Genomic DNA, 15401 nt, shown 5'->3' on the forward strand with positions numbered 1-15401 from the left:
AGTTATCCTCCCCGCGAGCTGTTCTTATACTCTTTGGGTGACTGTCCGTATTTCTTGCGGAAGCAGAAGCTGAAATAGTTCGGATCGGCAAAACCGATCCGCTCGGCGATTTCAAATGCCTTCAGCTCGGTCGAGCGCAGCATTTCCTTCGCCGCCTCCAGCCGGATCTGCAGCAGATAGCTGACAAAGGTCATCTTCATTTCTTTCTTGAAAATACTGCTGAAATAGCCTGTGCTGATATGCAGATGCTGGCATACCTTACCGATGGAAATATCGGACTCCTCATAATGGGCCCGGATATAATCCTTGGCCTGGTCAATCAGCTGCTTATAGCTCGACTGCCGCTCGGAGGCGATGGTATCCATCAGCCGGCTGCACACCGTGATAATCCACTGCTTGGCTTCCCCCATATTATTGAACTTATTAAGCTCGGTCAGCGATGAAATGCCGGAGCCGATAAAGTCATTCGTTTCACTGCCGGATTCCTTGGCCACCCGCAGAATCGATGTAATGATCTCCAGCAGAAAAATCTGATAATCCTGTGTCGAGACCTGCGCCGTATCCAGTCCCCCGAACAGCTCGTCCACCACTTCCCGCAGCTCCTGGACTGTACCCAGCTTGATCGTGCGGATCAGCGACTGCTGGGTCAGCTCATCATAGGCCAGCATCTGGCTGGGTCTCGACTCCACATCCTCAATCCAGATCACGCGGTTGTTGCCGAGAATCAGCCGGTAATCCAGTGCCTGCAGTGCATCTCCGAAGGAATTGAACAGCATGGACGGCATCCGGCATACCGTTCCTGCACCAGCAGTCACTGTAAGCTTCAGGAAACGCTGTACATTCTGGCGGATTTCTTCAAGGATAGCGAAGGTTCTGCCTGTGATTTCGCTCTCATCGGTTTCCTGGCTGACAGAGAGCAGCACCACATCATCGCGGTGGATGAACACCTTGCCGAAGCTGTGCTTCTGGCAGATTTCCTCGGCAATGTTCAGCACGGCAAAGAGCTGCAGATTACGGTCCCCGGTGTCACGCAGGGATACCGGCCCCGCCTCAGGCACGCCGGAGCTTCTGTCCGGACGGATATAATCAATACTGATAACAGAGGATTGGAATAGCTCCCCGCTCAGGTTAATGCCGTATTCTGCACTTTTCTCGGCAATTTCCGCGGAGCGCAGACGGCGTGACACCAGGGAGGACAGGAACTGCTCACGCAGCACCGGCAGGCTCTTACGGTAATGCTCGCTGAGCACGAATACATTTTCCTTCTCGGCAATCTCGGTCTCAATCGCAGCTCTAACCTTCAGCAGGACATCAATCAGCTCCTGGGAAGAGAAGGGCTTAAGAATATATTCATCAATCTGCAGCTTAATCGCCTTCTGGGCATATTCGAATTCATCATAGCCGGTCAGAATGATTATCTTCGTGTTAGGGTGACGGCTGCGGATCCATTCCGCCAGCTGCAGTCCGTTCATGAACGGCATCTGGATATCGGTAACCACCACATCCGGCAGCAGCCGGTCTATCGCATCGGCTGCTTCACGGCCGTTCTCTGCCTGCTCCACCACTTCGAATCCGTATTTCTCCCAGTCGATCTGGGCGATAATGCCTTCTCTTACATCTTCCTCGTCTTCGGCGAGAATTAATTTATACATGCTTCATCCCTCTTCGGATATGGTTTGGAGTTTTACAGCATTATAATAGCTGATTCAGTAAGCTCAATCTATGTTTAAATAATGAAAGCTGTAGCAGCGGATCAAGTCAAATACGGGGAGCAATTCACTATATAGGCTGAATGCATTTATTGCAAGTAAATATTATGTATTTACATAGGCTGAACTTAACAACTTAACATACAACCCATTCTTCACCCTGTGCATTTTTGAATTTCCGGGTGGCTGCTGTCGTTTACAGGGAAATCCTGCCCATAATACAACATTTTGCTCAAGATTTCGTCCCTAATCCAAAATTGTTGTACGAAATGCAGCATTTCTCCTCCTTCGGACGGGTTAGTACGATAATTCTTGTATTTCGTACAACAATCTGTCCAAACACCCCGGTATCCGGGAATCAATGTTGTACAACGTACAACATTGATGTCTACAGTGCTTACTAAGTAGTCTCTATTCTGGCGGAAATAAAAAAAAGCCATCCCGCTTATGCCGGGATGGGGATGTTCGGTTACGTATAGGAATTATAGCAATGCTTTGTTAAAGCGGTAGCCTGCTGTCTTTTCGAATCCGATATGGCGGTAAAAAGCATGCGCCGGTGCACGTTCGACGCGGTTGCCGCTTCGCAGGAACAGCTGGCAGCAGCCTTGATGGCGTGCCCATTCTTCCGCTGCGGATACGAGTCTTTTGCCAAGGCCCTGTCCTCTAAGTTCCTCTGATACGATCAGCGCGGTAATTTCCGTAATACAATCTGCATGTTTGTAATAGGACTTCACCTGCCGGAGTCCGATCATTCCCACAACTTCGTTATTGAGTTCTGCGACCATTGTGCAGTGGAGCGGATCATGCTCCATGCCTTCCATTCTCTCTTTCATCACGCTAAGCGTCGTCGGATAGCCGAATTCCCGCAGAAGGGCTGTAACTCTCTCCAGATCATTCATGCCACATTTGCGAATTTGCAGTACCTGCTCCTGAGTACTACTGTTCATCCTCGTATACCTCCACTTTTAGCATAGACGCCGCCTGCTTGGCCGTCGTCCGCGCGATTTCCACATCTTCCGCTGAACTGAGTGTTACTGCCATCCGCCGTCCAGGGCGGATCTCCGGTTTGCCGAATACACGGACTTGCGTTCGGGGAAAAGTAAGTGCCTTATCTATCCCGGTTACCGCAAAAGCTTGTCCAGTTCCTTCGGCCTTCAGGGTAGCTGAAGCACCCGGTGTCAACAAACGTACCGATTCCAGCGGAAATCCAAGAATGGCTCTGACATGCAGAGCAAATTCCGACAAATCCTGCGTAATCATTGTAACCATACCTGTGTCATGCGGTCTGGGTGATACTTCGCTGAACAGTACCCCGTCCGTGGTCAGAAACAGCTCCACTCCAAAAATCCCATATCCGCCAAGCTCATCCGTAACGGCCCGGGCCATCGACTGTGCTTCGGCAAGCAGCGCTTCACTCATCTGATGCGGCTGCCAGGATTCCACATAATCGCCATCCTTCTGGATGTGGCCGATCGGCGGACAAAATACGGTTCCGCTAACCGAGCGGACGGTAAGTAATGTAATCTCACTCTCGAAAGTGACAAAAGCCTCTACAATGACGCGTGTACCTTTGGCACGTGCTCCTTCCAGAGCCGTATTCCAGCATTCTGCGGCATCCTCAGGTGTCCTGCAAATACTCTGTCCCTTGCCGGAAGAGCTCATAATCGGCTTGATCACACACGGTGTTCCAAGCTCACCTACGGCCTGGCGAAGTTCGTCCAGACTGTCAGCGAACCGGTATCCGGCGGTCGGCAGACCCAGCTCTTCAGCCGCAAGGCGGCGGATGCCTTCCCGGTCCATCGTCAGTCTGGCGCTACGTGCGGTCGGGACCACGAGGAAACCTTCTTCCTCCAGTTCCACCAGCGCTCCGGTAGCAATAGCTTCGATCTCGGGGACAATCAAATCCGGTTTCTCTGAACGGATTATTTGCTTCAGTGCCTCTGCATCCAGCATATCCAGTACATAAGAGCGGTGGGCTACACCCATCGCCGGTGCAGCTTCATAACGATCCACAGCTACGGTCTCTACGCCAAGGCGCTGAGCTTCGATAATGACTTCCTTACCCAGTTCACCGCTGCCGAGCAGCAGCAGCTTCTTGCTCCGGGCTGAAAAAGGAGCTCCCCACATTGTCGACTCCAACCTCTTTTCGCAAATTTGACTGCCGACTTCTCTATTTCTGTAAATTGTCGCAGTTTCATTGTAAATTTTCAGGCTTCTTTATTTTCATCCATCAACCAGCAGATTGCAAGCGTTCTTCGACATTTTCCTACAAACTTCACAGATGACTGTCCACCATATTGACGAAAGATTGCTCCATGAGCGATAATTCGCCGGCAATTTGGCCCCAGTGCTGCGCTGAATCACCCCCTTTCAGGAGTTCCGACATGGCCGCTTCCTGCTCGGCCAGACCTTCACGCAGCTGCTCTGCGGCAAGGGAAAGTGCCGCCGCTGCCGCACCGGTATAGAAAGACAGCAGCCGTTCTTCCTGGCTTACAGCCGCAGCAGCAATAGCTTCTTTGAACCAGTGCTCGGCAGCTGTGCGGATGTCTGCCCGTCCAGGGCCTTCAAAGAAATAACGCGGTGATCTGAAGCGGCTCCACAGTGCTGCCCAATCCAGCGGGGCAAGGGAGCAATCGAGCTTTGCCGGGGCGGGCCAGCGCTCGTCTGGATTCTCCAGTAGCTGAAGCTCCTGTCCCGGGATGGAAAGTTCTGCGGCTGCAGCTGCAGCCGCCTGAGTTACCAGCCTGCGCCCTGCCGCCTCCAGCCGCAGGGTGGTCGCCCACAGCTCCTGCTCCAGTTCACGCAGGATACTGCGCTCCAGCTCCCGGCCGCAGGCAATGAAGATGTCTTTCAGATGACCGCCCTCTTCCCGCAGGATAGAGGGATGGAACGATTCCTGAAAGGAACGGCCGAAGGAGAAGGACAGGCGCTGCCGGACATGATAGAGAAGCTCCTCACCCTCGCGGCGCAGATCCCGGATGGGCCGCTCTTCCCGCTCAAGCTGTGCCAGCCGGAGGCCTGCGTCATCCCGGCGCTTCCGGAACCGCCGGAGCCCTTCTTCCCGCTGGTCCGCTGCCATAAGCGCCATATGCTGCCATTCCTCCGCGCGGAGCCGGACCGAGCTAAGGCTATCCCTCGCCGCCGCCAGTGACAGGCGCGGCAGCTCCTCACCCGCAAATTCAGACAGCGCTTCTTCGAAGCTGCTGAATCCGGAAGCCTCGTAGGACTCCCGTACCCCGCGCGACTTGCCCTCCAGCGCGAGCAGACTGGACAAGGCATAGATCCGCGGGGAGGTCAGGCCGCCGGCACGCAGATTCTGCGTCACATGCTGCTTCACATCTTCCAGCTCTGCCTCGTCTGAAGCGAGGTCGGACGCATTGATGATGAAGAACATTTTATCCAGGGCAAAGCTGTCCTTGATTCTTCCCAGCTGGGCCAGGAGACTGCGGTCGGCTTTGGAGAAGGCATGATTATAGTAGGTCACGAAGCAGATCGCATCCGCATTCTTCATGTAGCCAAAGGTTACACCGGTATGCCGGGCATGTAAGGAATCCGCTCCGGGGGTGTCAACCAATACGATGCCGCTCCGTGTCAGAGGGCTGTCATAATAGAGGTCGGTACTCTGCACGAAGCAGGCCCGTTTCTCATCGGCTACCAGGCTGCGGTATTCCTGCAGGCTGACCGTACGCTCTGTTCCGAGCAGCGGGCCGGATTCCTCCCAGCCCGCTGCCGCTGCGCGTAAGAATCCGGCATGCGGCAGCGAGGACGGATGAAGCCCGCCGGTCTGCAGGCGGGCCACCGCCGCAGTCCAGGTTGAGTGCTGCGGCGGTGCCAGCTGAAGCACACTGAAGGAATGGAGGATATCGTCCCAGAAATCCTCCGCAGACTTCATGGTCACGGCCGCAGTCGCGTGGGCGAATCCGCCCTCCGGGGCCAGAATGCGGCCGACGGCAGCCGTGGCGGGATGCGGAGACACGGGCAGCACCTCTTCACCCAGCAGGGCGTTGGCGAAGGAGGATTTGCCGGCGCTGAACGCTCCGAACAGCGCCATCGTGAAGCGGCCGCCGGCGAGGTCCTCCGCCCGCGCCGCCAGGCTGCGCGCAGCCGAGGCCATGGCCGGCTCGCGGCGCAGCAGCCCGGCCGCAGCGTGCAGCGCCGCTGCGGCCTGCGTCAGCCGGCGGCGTCCGCCCGCCGGCTGTGCCGTACCCGCCGCCCACGTTGCGGCGGCGGGGTGTGAAGCCGCTGCGCTGCGCGGCGGCTTCACGGGGCTGGCGGTGCTAGGCGCGCCAGCCGTAAGGGCCCTCACCTCCGGCAGGACGCCGGGGGTGAGGGTACGGCGCGGCGGCAGCAGCGCCGCGAGTTCGTCCGCGCGGGCGGCAGCCGCGCGGTCCAGGGCGGCCAGCGCGACGTGCGCGTGCGCCTGCCGCTGCAGGGCCGCTTCGCGGCGCGCGAGCTCCGCGCGCCGCTCGTCCAGCAGCGGCGGCAGCTGGGCCAGCAGCTGCTCGCCGAAGGCCAGGGCCGCGCGGCGGAACTGTGCCTTAATCTCTGCCGCAAGCGCGCGGCAGAAATTAAGCAGCGCCTCGCCTGACGACCCGGTTCCCGGCTTCACCTGATCCGCCAGCCACTGCTGGCTCACCGCCGGGAACGCCTGCTTCAGCAGCGGCTCTGCCCCTTCCTGCCACAGCCCTGCGCCTTCAGCCCAGTCACGCACAAGCTGGAGTATATGCCACTCCAGCTGGGCAGTGATCTCTCTCTGCTGAAGCCCGTGCCAGTGGAGAAGCCGCGTTGCCTGCTCCTTCTCCCGTTTCGCCGCGGTGAACAATAACCCGCGCCGGAAACCCGGGCTGCTGCTCTCGATATAGGCTCCAGCAGCATCCCTTACATCGGCTGGCATCAGATTGCTGTTGCCAAGCAGGGCATCCAGCTTACTCCGCAGCTCCAGCCGCATCTGCTCCGGCAGCTGCACGAGCAGCTCCTCAGCCTGCGAAATTGCCCGGATCTCTGCCTCCACTTCTTCCTTACCGGCACCCCCGGCCGCTTCCAGTAACTGAGAGCGCTCCTCCTGCTGCTCCTCGCGGTAAGCTGCAAGCACCGCAGCTGCCGTATGGTGCATGGAACGGGACAGACTGTAGCCGAGCAGTTCTCCGCGCTGCTCCAGCAGAGCTGCAATTACCGCGAGCAGATCATCCCATTGGTTCAGAGGATGATCCTTAACTTTGAGTGAAGTGAACAACAGACCCGCGGAATGAATTCCCCATTCACGGAAAGCGCTTTCTACTTGCTGCCGGTATTCCACTATGGAGATTTCCAGTTCTCTGTGCTTGTCGATCTGATTGATGATAAGGTACAGCGGCTTGCCCCAGTCGCTGAGACTTTTGGCAAACGCCAGATTATTCTCCGACTGCACATGGTTGTAATCCATGACGTAGAACACGGCATCAGCTAAATGCAGCGCCGAGTGGGTCGCTGCCTGATGCCCCTCATCGGTTGAATCCACCCCGGGAGTATCCATTAGAACGCCGTGCTTCCCCAGCAGCGGGACTTCCTCCCAGACCTCAATCGCTGAATATTCAGCGCCCTGGCGGCAGTACTCCTGCAGCCGGTCTGGTGTAGTCTCTATTGCCGGTGCAGAACTCCCAGGTGCCTCCGGCTCTGCATGAAGCACTACCCGCGGAGCCCCGCTGCGGATCGATACGATATTGGCGCTGGTCGGAACCGGACCTGAAGGCAGCACTGCTTTTGCGCATAGGGCATTGATCATACTAGATTTACCCGCGGAGAAATGTCCGCAGAAGGCAAGGGTCAGCTCCCCCGCCTGCTCTTTGAGCATCAGATCTGCTGCTATCTGCGCACTATTCTGTTCGCCCCAGCTCTCCAGCTGCTGCTTCAGCAGCATAAGCGTTGATGTACCGGATATTACTTCTCTCATCCTGCTCCGTTCTGCTCCCACGACAACCCCACCTTCTGCAATCTACAACATGTGCATCCAATTTTATTTATAGATAAGAATTTATAGGCTTCGGGCTTCCACTTATGAGAAGCTATAACATTAGTATGTTTATCTGATCAGCAAGAATAGAATAATTACATTTTATCATCAGATTGTCACAAATCAACTAGCCGCTTTTACAAAATCAGCTATAATCCTTCACGAAAAACAAGACTTCGCTGGACTAATCCCCCCCTTGACAGATGATTCCAGATTTATTACTATATCCATATCGGATATATCACAAGTGGATATAACCAACTTGGATATATAACTAAGGATCTTCTATTATCGGACAGGAGGTGTGTAATGACCAAGAATAACCCATTGCAAATGGAGCAATTATCTGACTCAGCTTATTATATTCTGCTCGCGTTGCTCACTCCGAAGCACGGCTATGCAATCATGAAGTACATCGAAGAGCTAACCGAAGGCGAGGTCAGGATGGGACCCGCTACACTCTATACACTAATTAAGAAACTGCAGAAATCCGGCTACATTCTATTGAACGAGGATGAGGATGAGCGGCGCAAGACCTATCAGATTACTTCAAGCGGAACGGCTCTGGTGGAGGCTGAGATTGAACGGAGACTGCGCATGTCGAGGCACGGGAACATAGCACAGCTAAATGCTAAGGAGGCGTTGACTCATGAAAACGAATAAGCAGACACGGTACATTCCGTCTAAAGGACTGGCTTTTGCCGAGCAGAATGAAATGAATAAATTAAGCAGGTTGTCGGAGAAAGGCTGGCTGCTGGAGCGGTTCTCCCTGTTTGGTTCTGGCTTCATTGTCCGCAGAGGTCCAGCGCATAAGCAAATTTATTGTCTGGACATCCAGCATGTGCCGCAGAAGGACGAGAATGAGTACCGTGAAATGTTCGCTGACAGCGGCTGGGGTTATGTGTGTTCCGCCGGGGATATGCATATCTTCGTTGCTGAACCAGGAACCGTTCCCATTCATACAGACCGCTCAACACTCTATGAGAAATACCGCAAAATCACCCGTACCAGCAAAATTTTCGCTATTGTAGTCATGCTGCTGACGTTCATCACTTGTGTGCTGCTATATCTTTCCCGGCAGGTGTGGGACCATCAGCTGCTTCAAAACATCTCGCATGTTTCCCTGCTGCTGTGTGCCGTGTTCTTCCTGCCTTCTCTTATGGTTTACATTGCCTATTCTCTAAGGCTTAGAGCGTTCTCAGATTAGCCAAACACGCATATAACACCTCACACACTAAGGCCTAATCTTCGATGATTATTCAGGAATTTGCCAGGGCCCCAAACCTATATATTCTTATCGTTTAACGCAAAGAGCCGGCCCAAGGGCCGGCTCTTTGTACATATGAATTGCTATTAAGCTGTTTCCAGGACTGGAAGCAGGATTTCGAACACTTTACCGTGCTGCAGAATGGTAAGGCCGCGGGCTTTGTCCTTCATTACAACCACTTCAGGTTTCACGGACATACGCTCCAGGTAGAACTCAGGCACATCGCCGGAATGGCTGATTGTGATGCCCTCTACTTCCTGCTCTTCATTTTCTTCCATAGGGCTGTCCACCACACGGTCAAAAATATCGGAGAACGCTTCAAAATTATCGGTGTATACAGAAATGCACTTCATCTCTATCCCATCCTCTTCTTCATCTCTAAATCTTTGTTTGATTTCGTATGAACCTTATCTTTCCTGATTACAGCGGTTTTCATACGTTTTTTGCCTTCCCGGCATACATCCAGCAGCGGGCAGACCTGACATTGCGGATTCTGCGACTTACAGTGATAACGCCCGAAAAAGATCAGCCGGTGGTGCGTTAACGTCCATTCGTCACGCGGCACCGCCTTCATCAGCTTTTTCTCCACTTCCAGCACCGAATCTTTCCAGCCCGCAAGCGCGAGCCGTTTGGCTACCCGTTCCACATGAGTATCCACGGCAATGGCCGGTACGCCGAAAGCATTGGATATGACCACATTCGCAGTCTTGCGGCCGACACCCGGTAAGGTTACCAGCAAATCATGGGCCTGAGGCACTTCTCCGCCATACTGCTCAATCAGAATGGAGCAGAGGTTCTGAATATGCTTGGCCTTGTTGCGAAATAAGCCAATCCGCCGGATATCCCGCTCGAGCTCTTCAAGCGGCACTGAAATGTAGTCGATTGGAGCTTTGTACTTCTGAAACAGGTCCTCGGTCACCTTGTTCACCGTTGCGTCCGTACATTGGGCCGAGAGCAGCACCGCTATAGTTAGCTCAAAAGCGTTACTATGGTTCAGCTCGCAATGCGCATCAGGGAACATGCCTCCGATGGTATCCAGGATGTGGCGGACTTCTGCAACTTTCATAGCGTCCCCTCCACGGAGTACTTACACCCGAAGTTGATCACTCGGGCATAACATCTCTAAATAAAAAGAAATATAAGCAAAGAATACATTATATCGTATACTTCCTTAGCGTTCAAGTGAACACAGCGCTGTCCTTATATTTCAAAAAAAACGTCTTGATTCAGGGCAAAAGCCTGAATCAAGACGGTGTTTCACACGGAAAATCACCAAAACGATTATTGTTTCACTATTTCCACGATCTTGTCGTTGTTGAAATACATTATAATATTATCATTTTCTTTGAGAGATTGCACGGGTAAAGTCGTGTCACCTTGATGAATATATGCGTTTGGCGCAAGCACAAACTTATAATTTTCATTCAGAGTAGCGCGTTTGGTCATGACTTCATTGGTCGCAGTCTCATAACGCGAGAAGGTACGGGCAAGCTGACTGAATACCGAGATTATGATTACCCCGCTGGCATCCTTACGCGCTAATACCCGGTCCGCTGTAGTAAGGCCGCTCAGATCAGTAGTGGTTACACCGTCCCGGGTAATTCTCACCCCTGCGCTGGCGGTGAAATTCTGAGACACTCCGGAATAATCCTTCACGGTCAAGGTTTTTGCTGCAGCGTCCACTGCTGAGATTTGTCCGGAATACTGCTTAACCGACTGCAGCGATAATGGCGTGGAGCCTTCAAAGCTTACGTTTACGTATTCCCCTGCTTTTACCTCGCTAAGCGATATCTTCTGTCCTGCCTCATTGGTGAGCGGAACTGCGGCAAGATAGAGCTCGCTGCTGCCGCCGGCCCATTTTACAGTCATCTTGTTAGTGTTGGCATTAACGGTTGCAATTTCAAGCTGGCTGGCCGAAGTCACCCGGAGAACCGAGATAATATCCTGGTTGGTGGAGAGCACCGCCGTTACCGGAACATTCAGTGCTACGTCGGTAATGGCCGCGCTATTTTTACCGAACATATCTACGGATAGCGGATAAGCCATAGTCAGCAATTGACCATTGCTCAGCTTAATCACAATTGTACGTGTAGTAGCATTGATTGAAGTCAATGTTCCTGTATATTTCGTTGACAGTTCTACAGACATCGCGCGTTCATTAATGGAAGTCACGTCGATCTTACGGTTTTCAACCAGTTTGGCTCCCATCGTAGTCAGTGAGGTCGTAATTAATCCGCCATAGGCAAGCTTTGTTTTTTCATCCAATTTGATGACATGTGCTTTGCCGTTGTTGTCTGTAAAGGTGAGAAACTGTGTTTTGGAATTATAATCTACTACTGTGGCTGCAGTATATTGTTCAATTTGCCGGCTGATCACTTCAATCTTAGTCACCTGGTCGCTGCTGTTCAGCGTAAGCTGAACATTGTCCCCGGCTGTCTTATCTGCAATCAGATCTCCAATAACCGGACTGGAGGCATTAGGAATAACAATAGCAGGTGTTGTTGCAAGCAGCTTCACTTCACGGCTGCCGTCAGTCTTCTGATAGACGATTGTAGTATCTGTCAGTTCGTAGATAAAGCCCTTGACTGTACGTTCTACGCCCGAGGTTACTTCGACTGTACGGATCACATTATCCTTAATCGTATACGAGACTGCAGCTCCGGTTTTCAGCTCCGCCGGGAGAAGAATAGAGTTCTGGGAGCTGAATAGTGAAGTACCATCCTCCCATTTGAAGCTTTCTGTAGTCCCGTCTGCATTTTTGAACGTTATGCTCTTGGAAGCCGTATCCACACTTTGGATCGTACCGGTTGCTGTTTTATTGACAACACCAGAAGTGACTTGAACTTTAACAACCCTGTGCGCACCGCTATAGGTTTCGCGCAGCAGCGATATTTTGCTTCCTGCTGTAATTGAAGAAGGTTGAATCACCGCTCCGTTAACATCATGGAAGGTAGTAGCAGCGTCATAGGCGTACTGGTCATACCCGTTAGCAGAATCAACCCAAATTATACCTGTAGACAGCTTCGCAAACGTCCCCTCCGCCTGATCAAGGTGTTGTGTAGGGTCAGTCAGTTCTACATATGCTGCGTTATAGGTTGCTCCGATAACAGTCACCTTGGTGTAGGGCTGTATCTCGTTCAGAGAGATGCGGGTCTCCGAGGTACTTGTGAAATATGCAGTGTTCGCATTCAGTGTGAAGTCCGTAGTGCTGCCGTTACTAAATAGCGTCAGCTTGCCGTCTTTCAGTGAACTTACCGTTCCTTTGAAAGTATTATCGTAGTCAAGCGTGTTGTGTGCCTCAGCACGGCTGAAGAAGGTGGCTAGCTGGGCGCGGGTAACTGCTCCCTGCGGGTCGAAGCGGTTGCCGTCCAGTCCGTTGGCCAGGCCCAAATCAACTGCGGTGTTAATATAGCCGCGCTTATTCGCAGATACCTTGGAATCGTCGGCAAAACCGGTCGGTTCACCCGCTGCCGCTGCTGCAGATGCACTCTTACCCAGTGACCGGACCAGTAATTCTGCGACCCACTCGCGGCTGGCCTTGCGCTCTCCCCAGGAGGTCTTCAGGTTATCTGCAGCCATTTCTACCGTCTTATCCAGCAGTCCCTGCTGAAAAGCCAGCACAACATAAGGCTTGTAATAGTTAGTTACAATGAAATCAGCAGGAAGAACCACATCTGTGCTTGTGTTCACGTTACCCTGCAGCTTCATAAAGCGCAGCGCCATCAGAACAGCTTCTTGCTGGGTAACGGAGTCACCCGGACGGAATAAACCGTTATTCCCCACAACGATGCCTTGGCTTGCCAGCTTGTAGATATGTTTCTCGGCCCAGAAGGCTGTTTTGACATCACTGAATATCCCTGCAGCTGTTGCTGCTGACTGGGGAGTTACGGCAGCTGCCGGCGTTCCGGTTGATGTGGTTTCGGCAAAAGCCGCTCCCGTGCCGCCAAGCACCATAGTGCCGGCCAGAACGGCGGACACCGCTTTAGCAGAATAAGATTGAACCTTACGCTTTAATTTTTTGTGACCGGACAATTCGATATTCCCCTCTCTATGGCTCATCTGAATTTCTATGTTGCCTACTTCGTCAGCCATTGGCCTATTTCCTGCGCAATGCTTACAATCCGTTGTTCTCACGCGTTATTGGATGCACGAGATCCACATGCCCCATCAGGCTCTCCACTTGTTCTCCGTCTACCAGCACATCGATATTCTTCACTTCTTCAAACTGGAAGAAGGTCTGGGACAATGCGCTGATTGCCAGGGCCTCACCCCCTGCACCAAGCTGTGCCTCATCCGGCTTATGAATATCCAGGACAATCTGTCCATTCGTAAATTCCAGTGATTTCAGCTCGATTTTGCTCCACAGCGGAATCTGGTCGGCATTCTTGCTGCTCTGGAGAGCCTTAAAGGCCTCTGTATATTTGTCTTTGGCATCTGTGAAGCTGACAGAGACTTCGGCCGCCACCAGATCTGTCTGCTGCGGATCTGTATAATAGACCTTGATAGTCTGGCTCTGCTTCTCTGGCGCTGCCGGCTGTTCAGTAGCTACAGGAGCTTCCGTGGCTGCCGGCTCCGGCGTACTTGTAGCCTGAGGTGCACTAGTGCTATTAGCGCTGCTGTCGTTCCCTGCGTTTCCTTCAGCTCCGCTCGATACGGAGGATGAATCCTGTCCCGCTGCATCTGCCGGTGAGGCGGCTGGTTTGTCACCGCATCCCGAAATTACTGCGAGCAGTAATACTGCTATACCTGCATATGTCAATTTCTTGTTCATCACTAAATAACCCCCTCCATATGAATACGGGCAGGACAGGGCCGCAAAGTCCTCTGACCCCAATCTATGGCCGAAATCCGACTTTGCGGCCCTGGCTGCCGCCCGCTGTTATTGAACCCCGAGATATTCCTTAATCCCGCTGACCATTGATGCAGCAACTTTGTTCTGAAGTGATTCCGTGAACAGAAGTGCCTCATCATTCTTGTTGCTGAGGTAGCCAACTTCAAGCAGTACCGCAGGCATCGTTGTCTCGCGTATAACGTGGAAGTTGCCGTAACGTACGCCCCGGTCACTAAGTCCGGTAGCCTGTACAAGATACTTGTGCATCACCTTTGCCAGAGCCTTGCTGGCTTCGCGCTGATAGTAGGTCTCTGTTCCGCTTGCTGCGGACGAGCCGCTGCTGTTGGCATGGACAGAGATGAATAAATCGGCTTTGAGGTTGTTGGCAATTGCCGCCCTGTCCTTCAGTTCAAGGAAGGTATCATCACTGCGGGTCAGAACCACGTCAATTTTGTTCTCCTGCTTCAGCAGCTCCGCCGCCTTCAGAATAACAGCCAGATTGAAATTCTTCTCGTATTTACCGGTAACCCCAACGGCCCCGGAATCCTTGGCGCCATGCCCGGCATCGAGCACCACCAGTTTACGCCCGCTGTTGCCGGGCTGTGTAGAAGTATCTCCAGTGCTCTGCGCATTCAAATCAATGACAATCAGCTTGGAGACATCGCCCGAAACTTCAACGCTATAATTTCTCGAGGTAGTAAGGTCAATTACAAAACGTACAGTGTACGGGGCGGTACTATACAGCGAGTAACGCACACCGGTTACATCCGGATAATCCGTAACCGTAAGCATACCGTTCAGGTTGGGATCCAGCTGTTGTCCTGTACCGAATACATCCGAGAAAGTGGCATTCGGCAGGTCAATTATAATCCGGTCCGGTCCGCTCACTTTGGAAACCTTCGGCTGGGTGTTGCCCTCAAGTGCAATGCTTAGCCTGTTCTCGTTGAAGCTGATTCCGTTAATCATGCTCAGGCCGCTTGCCGCATCATCCGGCGGTACTACAACGGTTCCCCCGTCTCCGTTACTTCCACCTGTTTCCGTGTTAGTATCCGGGATTTCCGGGGTAATAAGATCTACAATCTTCTTCGTATTGTCCCATTTGACTGTAAGGCCAAACTGCTCTCCGATGAATCTGATCGGCACGAGAGTTGTACCGTTCCGCAGAAGCGGTGACGTGGTCAAGACCACGGTCTTGCCGTCTACGGAGGCTGCAGTCTGATTCACGATCAGCTGCATAGTCTTACCTTGCTGTTCAATCGTAACGGTCTTGCTTGTCTGATTCCAGTCCACCTTGTATCCAAGGTTCTCAGCGATCATTCTTAGCGGCACCATAATGGAGTTGTTTACATTTTCCACCGGAACATCCTGCCCTGCGGTCAGTTCCTGTCCATCCAGGAAAATCTTGTTGGTAGCCGCAGCAGCTTGTCCATGCCCCGGCAGAATCACAACAAAGAACAACAGCAGCAACAGCATACAAGCAAATTTCTTCATTCTTCACCTCTAAGACTCTAGTATTCCGCCCCCAAACGAGCGTTCTTGGTGCAATCCTACTGACAACCTTCGACATAGTTTAGACGCCTGATGAACTTAAAAGTTGCGAATAAA

The 15401-nt window shown here is 52.8% G+C and carries 11 protein-coding genes; 2 read left to right on the forward strand and 9 right to left on the reverse strand.

Going from position 1 to position 15401, the window contains the following annotated elements; translation table 11 throughout:
* Positions 1-2: 2 nt before the first annotated feature.
* The 4 genes from P40081_RS22385 to P40081_RS22400 all read right to left on the reverse strand — a co-directional run bounded on the left by P40081_RS22385 (position 3) and on the right by P40081_RS22400 (position 7638).
* Entirely contained in the window at positions 3-1652 is a 1650-nt protein-coding gene (locus P40081_RS22385; protein ID WP_042138557.1) for a response regulator, read from the reverse strand.
* A 539-nt stretch (positions 1653-2191) separates the two neighbouring features.
* Entirely contained in the window at positions 2192-2656 is a 465-nt protein-coding gene (locus tag P40081_RS22390; protein WP_042138559.1) for a GNAT family N-acetyltransferase, read from the reverse strand.
* On the reverse strand, positions 2646-3836 hold the full coding sequence (purT, locus tag P40081_RS22395) for a formate-dependent phosphoribosylglycinamide formyltransferase (RefSeq protein WP_042138561.1): 1191 nt from the start codon (positions 3834-3836) through the stop codon (positions 2646-2648). Before purT ends, P40081_RS22390 begins: the two co-directional genes overlap by 11 nt.
* Positions 3837-3984: 148 nt before the next feature.
* Complete coding sequence (locus P40081_RS22400) at positions 3985-7638, reverse strand: dynamin family protein (protein WP_042141339.1); 3654 nt, start codon at positions 7636-7638, stop codon at positions 3985-3987.
* Between the two features lie 369 nt (positions 7639-8007).
* Between P40081_RS22400 and P40081_RS22405 the strand changes: the two genes are divergently transcribed.
* Together P40081_RS22405 and P40081_RS36565 are read left to right on the forward strand one after the other, a co-directional pair.
* The gene (locus P40081_RS22405; protein ID WP_042138563.1) at positions 8008-8361 is read left to right on the forward strand and encodes a PadR family transcriptional regulator; all 354 of its coding nucleotides are present in this window, start codon (positions 8008-8010) and stop codon (positions 8359-8361) included.
* On the forward strand, positions 8348-8905 hold the full coding sequence (locus P40081_RS36565) for a DUF2812 domain-containing protein (RefSeq protein ID WP_052421942.1): 558 nt from the start codon (positions 8348-8350) through the stop codon (positions 8903-8905). The genes P40081_RS22405 and P40081_RS36565 overlap by 14 nt, the downstream gene beginning before the upstream one ends.
* Before the next feature lie 146 nt (positions 8906-9051).
* Here the strand turns inward: P40081_RS36565 and P40081_RS22415 are convergent, their stop codons facing one another.
* From P40081_RS22415 to P40081_RS22435, 5 genes are all read right to left on the reverse strand, one after another.
* Positions 9052-9318: a hypothetical protein gene (locus P40081_RS22415; RefSeq protein ID WP_039308864.1), complete on the reverse strand. Its 267-nt coding sequence runs from the start codon at positions 9316-9318 to the stop codon at positions 9052-9054.
* Positions 9319-9320: 2 nt separating this feature from the next.
* The gene (nth, locus tag P40081_RS22420) at positions 9321-10031 is read right to left on the reverse strand and encodes an endonuclease III (RefSeq protein ID WP_042138565.1); all 711 of its coding nucleotides are present in this window, start codon (positions 10029-10031) and stop codon (positions 9321-9323) included.
* 215 nt (positions 10032-10246) lie between these two features.
* Complete coding sequence (locus P40081_RS22425) at positions 10247-13057, reverse strand: S-layer homology domain-containing protein (RefSeq protein ID WP_052421943.1); 2811 nt, start codon at positions 13055-13057, stop codon at positions 10247-10249.
* Between the two features lie 22 nt (positions 13058-13079).
* Positions 13080-13736 (reverse strand): GerMN domain-containing protein, encoded by a 657-nt coding sequence (locus tag P40081_RS22430; RefSeq protein ID WP_042138566.1) that lies wholly within the window; start codon positions 13734-13736, stop codon positions 13080-13082.
* 108 nt (positions 13737-13844) lie between these two features.
* Positions 13845-15287, reverse strand: coding sequence for an N-acetylmuramoyl-L-alanine amidase family protein (locus P40081_RS22435; protein WP_042138568.1), 1443 nt, complete (start codon positions 15285-15287; stop codon positions 13845-13847).
* Positions 15288-15401 lie beyond the last annotated feature (114 nt).

This window comes from Paenibacillus sp. FSL P4-0081 (genome assembly GCF_000758565.1).
GTDB lineage: Bacteria > Bacillota > Bacilli > Paenibacillales > Paenibacillaceae > Paenibacillus_AQ > Paenibacillus_AQ phytohabitans.

Bases quoted from the DNA above. Each gene is read 5' to 3' on its own strand.
- P40081_RS22385 (WP_042138557.1), bottom strand. From the start codon at position 1,652: ATGTATAAATTAATTCTCGCCGAAGACGAGGAAGATGTAAGAGAAGGC.
- P40081_RS22390 (WP_042138559.1), bottom strand. From the start codon at position 2,656: ATGAACAGTAGTACTCAGGAGCAGGTACTGCAAATTCGCAAATGTGGC.
- purT (WP_042138561.1), bottom strand. From the start codon at position 3,836: ATGTGGGGAGCTCCTTTTTCAGCCCGGAGCAAGAAGCTGCTGCTGCTC.
- P40081_RS22400 (WP_042141339.1), bottom strand. From the start codon at position 7,638: ATGAGAGAAGTAATATCCGGTACATCAACGCTTATGCTGCTGAAGCAG.
- P40081_RS22405 (WP_042138563.1), top strand. From the start codon at position 8,008: ATGACCAAGAATAACCCATTGCAAATGGAGCAATTATCTGACTCAGCT.
- P40081_RS36565 (WP_052421942.1), top strand. From the start codon at position 8,348: ATGAAAACGAATAAGCAGACACGGTACATTCCGTCTAAAGGACTGGCT.
- P40081_RS22415 (WP_039308864.1), bottom strand. From the start codon at position 9,318: ATGAAGTGCATTTCTGTATACACCGATAATTTTGAAGCGTTCTCCGAT.
- nth (WP_042138565.1), bottom strand. From the start codon at position 10,031: ATGAAAGTTGCAGAAGTCCGCCACATCCTGGATACCATCGGAGGCATG.
- P40081_RS22425 (WP_052421943.1), bottom strand. From the start codon at position 13,057: ATGGCTGACGAAGTAGGCAACATAGAAATTCAGATGAGCCATAGAGAG.
- P40081_RS22430 (WP_042138566.1), bottom strand. From the start codon at position 13,736: ATGAACAAGAAATTGACATATGCAGGTATAGCAGTATTACTGCTCGCA.
- P40081_RS22435 (WP_042138568.1), bottom strand. From the start codon at position 15,287: ATGAAGAAATTTGCTTGTATGCTGTTGCTGCTGTTGTTCTTTGTTGTG.